Raw genomic sequence first — 3,976 nt, 5'->3', positions numbered from 1 at the left:
AACCGGATCGGCGGGAAGCTGCCGTTGGTGAGGTGCGGGCTGGCAAGGCCGCAGGGAGCGCCGCAGGCTGGCGCCTGCAAGCGACCGAGAACGCCGCCAGCGTGCGCCTCACCAACGGCAGCGACTATTTAAGAACGAGGCCGATGCCTATGACACAGCCGAACCAGATCACGCCGCAGACGATCGTCAGCCGGTCGAGGTTCTTCTCGACGACGGAGGAGCCGGACAGCGTCGAGGAAACACCACCGCCGAACAGGTCCGAGAGGCCGCCGCCCTTGCCGCGGTGGAGCAGGACAAGCAGCATCAGCAGGAGGCTGACGATGATCAGGACGATCGACAACGCGGTCGCCATCAGATCAGGTCCCTCTCCTCGGGGAAGTGACAGGCCACTTCGTGACCGGGTGCGAGCTCGGTCAGCAGTGGTTCGACGGTACGGCAGATCTCCTGCGCTTTCCAACACCGGGTATGGAACCGGCAGGCGGGAGGCGGGTTCAGCGGGCTCGGCACGTCGCCCTTGAGCAGGATGCGCTCGCGCTTCTGCTCACGCTCCGGGTCGGGGACGGGGACGGCAGAAAGCAGGGCGTGCGTGTAGGGGTGCAGGGCGTGCTCGTACAGGTCGTTGTCGCTGGCCAGCTCGACGATCTTGCCGAGGTACATCACCGCGACGCGATTGGAGATGTGCCGGATCACCGACAGGTCGTGAGCAATGAAGACGTAGGTGAGGCCGAACTCCTTCTGCAGGTCGGAGAGCAGGTTCACGACCTGGGCCTGGATCGAGACGTCGAGAGCGGACACCGGCTCGTCCGCCACGATCATCCGTGGGCGGAGGGCGAGGGCGCGCGCGATGCCGATGCGCTGGCGCTGGCCACCCGAGAACTCGTGCGGGTAGCGGTTGTAGTGCTCGGGGTTGAGCCCGACCAGTTCCATCAGGTCTTGTACGGCGCGCTTGGTGCCGTTCTCGCTCTTGACGTTCTGGATCTCCAGCGGCGCGCTGATAATGGCGCCGACCGTGTGCCGGGGGTTCAGCGACGAGTACGGGTCCTGGAAGATCATCTGAATCTGCCGGCGCAGCGGTCGCATCCGCCTGGTGCTCGCGTGGGTGATGTCCGTGCCGTCGTAGACGATCGATCCGCCGGTCGGTTCCAGCAGCCGGCTGAGCATCCGGCCGGTGGTGGACTTGCCGCAACCGGTCTCGCCGACCACCCCCAGGGTCTCGCCCTTGTTGACCGAGAACGAGATGCCGTCGACTGCCTTCACGGCACCGATCTTGCGGCGGATGAAGATGCCCCGGGTGACCGGAAAGTGCTTCTCCAGCCCCTTGACGTCGAGCAGCACCTCGCCGTTGCGAGACGCGGTCGCCGCCGCCGCGGGGGCGCTGCTCGGCGGGTTGTCAGGCGCGGCCGCCGTCGGCTCGTTGCTCATGTCGGTCATAGCAGCGACGCCACCTCGGAGTTGAAGATCTCGCGTCGTTTCTCGGCCGGCAGGTGGCAGGCAACCAGGTGACCCGGCATGCTCTCGGCCAGCTTCGGCCGCACCTCGCGCTCCTTGCCGCCGTTGAGCTCGGCATAAGCACAGCGGGGATGGAACGGGCAGCCGGGCGGCACATTGATCAGCGACGGCGGGTTGCCAGGGATGGGCTGCAGCCGATCGACGCCGGTGCGGTCGAGCCGGGTCACCGAACCGAGCAGGCCCCAGGTGTAGGGGTGCTCGGGGCGATAGAAGATGTCGTTGACCGTGCCGTACTCCACGGCCTGGCCGGCGTACATCACCAGTACGTCGTTCGCGAGCTCGGCCACGACGCCGAGGTCGTGGGTGATGATGATGATCGCGGAGTTGAACTCCTTCTGCAGATCGCGCATCAGGTCCAGGATCTGCGCCTGGACCGTGACGTCGAGCGCGGTCGTCGGCTCGTCGGCGATCAGCAGTGACGGGTTGCACGACAACGCCATCGCGATCATCGCGCGCTGGCGCATACCGCCGGAGAACTGGTGCGGGTAGCTGTCGACGCGGCGGGACGGCTCGGGGATCCCGACCAGGTCGAGCAGCTCGATCGCGCGGTTGCGCGCGACCGTCTTGCTCACGTGGTTGTGCACGCGGTAGGCCTCGGCGATCTGGCTGCCGACCCGGTAGTACGGGTGCATCGCCGACAGCGGATCCTGGAAGATCATCGCCATCGTCGAGCCGCGCATCCCGCGGACCTCTTCGGGATCGGCTGCGACCAGCTCCTTGCCGTCGAGCCAGATCTCGCCCGACACCCGGGCGTTGCGGCGGTTGTGCAGGCCGAGAATGCCAAGGCTGGTGACGCTCTTACCCGAGCCGGACTCGCCGACGATGCCGAGCGTCTTGCCCCGCTCCAGGGTGAACGACAGCCCGTCGACCGCCTTCACCAGGCCGTCGTCGGTCGGAAAGTGGATGTGGAGGTCCCGGACGTCCAGGTAGGCGGTCGGGCGGCCGACGACAGCCTGGACGTCGGGTACGGCGGGGTCCGGTGCAGCCGCTGTTGGGGAGGTGATGGCGCGCCTCGCTCAGGAGTAGGTGACCCGTGGGTCGACGTACGCGTATGCGATGTCGACGATGATATTGGCAATCACCACGAAGAAGGCAGCAAACAGGGTCACTCCGAGCACGACCGGCATGTCCCGGCTTCCGATCGAGATGATCGCGAGCTTGCCGATCCCGACGAAACCGAAGACCTGCTCGGTGAGCACCGCACCGCCGAGCAGCAGGCCGACGTCCAGACCGAAGATCGTGACGATCGGCGTGATCGCCGAGCGCAGGCCGTGCTTGAAGATCACCCGACGCTCCGGCAGCCCCTTGGCACGCGCGGTCCGAACGAAGTCCTCGGACATCGTCTCGAGCATGGTGGAGCGGGTCAGCCGGGCGTAGAGCGCGGCATAAAGGAAGGCAAGGCAGACCCAGGGCAGAAGGAGGTTCCGGGCCCAGGACAGCGGGTTCTGCGTGAAGCCGACGAAGTGGACGTTGGGAAGGATCCGTAACCAGTGCGGGCCGTAGCTGAAGATCGCCAGCGACAGCAACCCGGTGAAGTAGATCGGCAGCGAGACCCCGGCCAGCGCCACCGACATGGCCGCCCGGTCGAAGATCGATCCCTTGCGCAGCGCGGAGACGACACCGGTGGCCACACCGGTGACCAGCCAGATGATCGACGCACCGACCGCGAGCGAGATGTCGACCGGCAGATCCGAGGTGATCTCGGACCACACGGGCTCGTTGTTGATGAAGGAGAAGCCCAGGCAGGGACGGTGACACACGTCCGCCGCGACGCCGGTGCCGTAGGTGCGCCCGACGAAGATCCCCTTCATGAAGTCCCAGTACTGGGTCCAGAACGGTTTGTTCAGGCCGAGCTTCTCAGAGACCGCGGCAATCGTCGCCGGGCTCGGGCTGCGCCCCGCGTAGAGGGCCGCGGGGTTGGAGTGCAGGTGCTTCGGCAGCGCGTAGAACAACCAGAACGTGATGATCGAGATCACGATCAAGACGATCACGCCACCCACCGTGCGGCGGATGAGGAACCTGATCACGGCGACTCCTGCAACGAGCTAAGGGATCCGCGGGTCGCGGACCCCAGATGCGGTGCGCGGGGCCGGCCCGAAGGCCGGCCCCGCGACACTGCTGTCATCGATCAGCCACCGACACCAACGGTGCGGAGGTCGACGATGCCGAACTCAGGCTCGATGTAGACGTTGGTCAGCCGGCTGCTGAACAGGTCGAGAGCCTTGTCATAGGTGAACGGAACATCACAGGCGTCCTTCAGGACGGTCTGGTCCACCTGCTGCCAGTACGGGTACTCCGCAGACGGGCTGGTCTGCTGGAGCGCCTGGTTGATCAGCGAGGTGATCTTCGGGTCGCTGCAGGCACCGTAGTTGCTGTTGCCCTGAGCGAGGATCTTGCGCGGGTCGACGATGTTCTCGAAGAACCCGTACGGAGCCGGCCAGTCCGGGCCCCAGCCGGCGAACGCCAA

The 3,976-nt window shown here is 66.3% G+C and carries 5 protein-coding genes; all 5 read right to left on the bottom strand.

What is annotated here, in order from left to right; genetic code table 11:
• Positions 1–124: 124 nt before the first annotated feature.
• On the bottom strand, positions 125–352 hold the full coding sequence (secG, locus tag VME70_09480; GenBank protein HTW20427.1) for a preprotein translocase subunit SecG: 228 nt from the start codon (positions 350–352) through the stop codon (positions 125–127).
• A complete protein-coding gene (locus VME70_09475) occupies positions 352–1,431 on the bottom strand; it encodes a dipeptide ABC transporter ATP-binding protein (protein ID HTW20426.1) in 1,080 nt (359 codons plus the stop codon). Before VME70_09475 ends, secG begins: the two co-directional genes overlap by 1 nt.
• Entirely contained in the window at positions 1,428–2,387 is a 960-nt protein-coding gene (locus VME70_09470) for an ABC transporter ATP-binding protein (protein ID HTW20425.1), read from the bottom strand. The genes VME70_09475 and VME70_09470 overlap by 4 nt, the downstream gene beginning before the upstream one ends.
• 138 nt (positions 2,388–2,525) lie before the next feature.
• Positions 2,526–3,536, bottom strand: a complete 1,011-nt coding sequence (locus VME70_09465) for an ABC transporter permease (GenBank protein HTW20424.1) — start codon at positions 3,534–3,536, stop codon at positions 2,526–2,528.
• A gap of 101 nt (positions 3,537–3,637) precedes the next feature.
• Positions 3,638–3,976 (bottom strand): hypothetical protein (locus tag VME70_09460; GenBank protein HTW20423.1); only part of this gene is annotated, 339 nt, incomplete at its 5' end.

The organism is Mycobacteriales bacterium (assembly GCA_035504215.1).
In the GTDB taxonomy this organism is placed as follows: Bacteria; Actinomycetota; Actinomycetes; order JAFAQI01; family JAFAQI01; genus DATAUK01.
The sequence above is the reverse complement of the archived record's forward strand: the minus strand, read 5'-3'. Positions and strand labels throughout refer to the sequence as shown.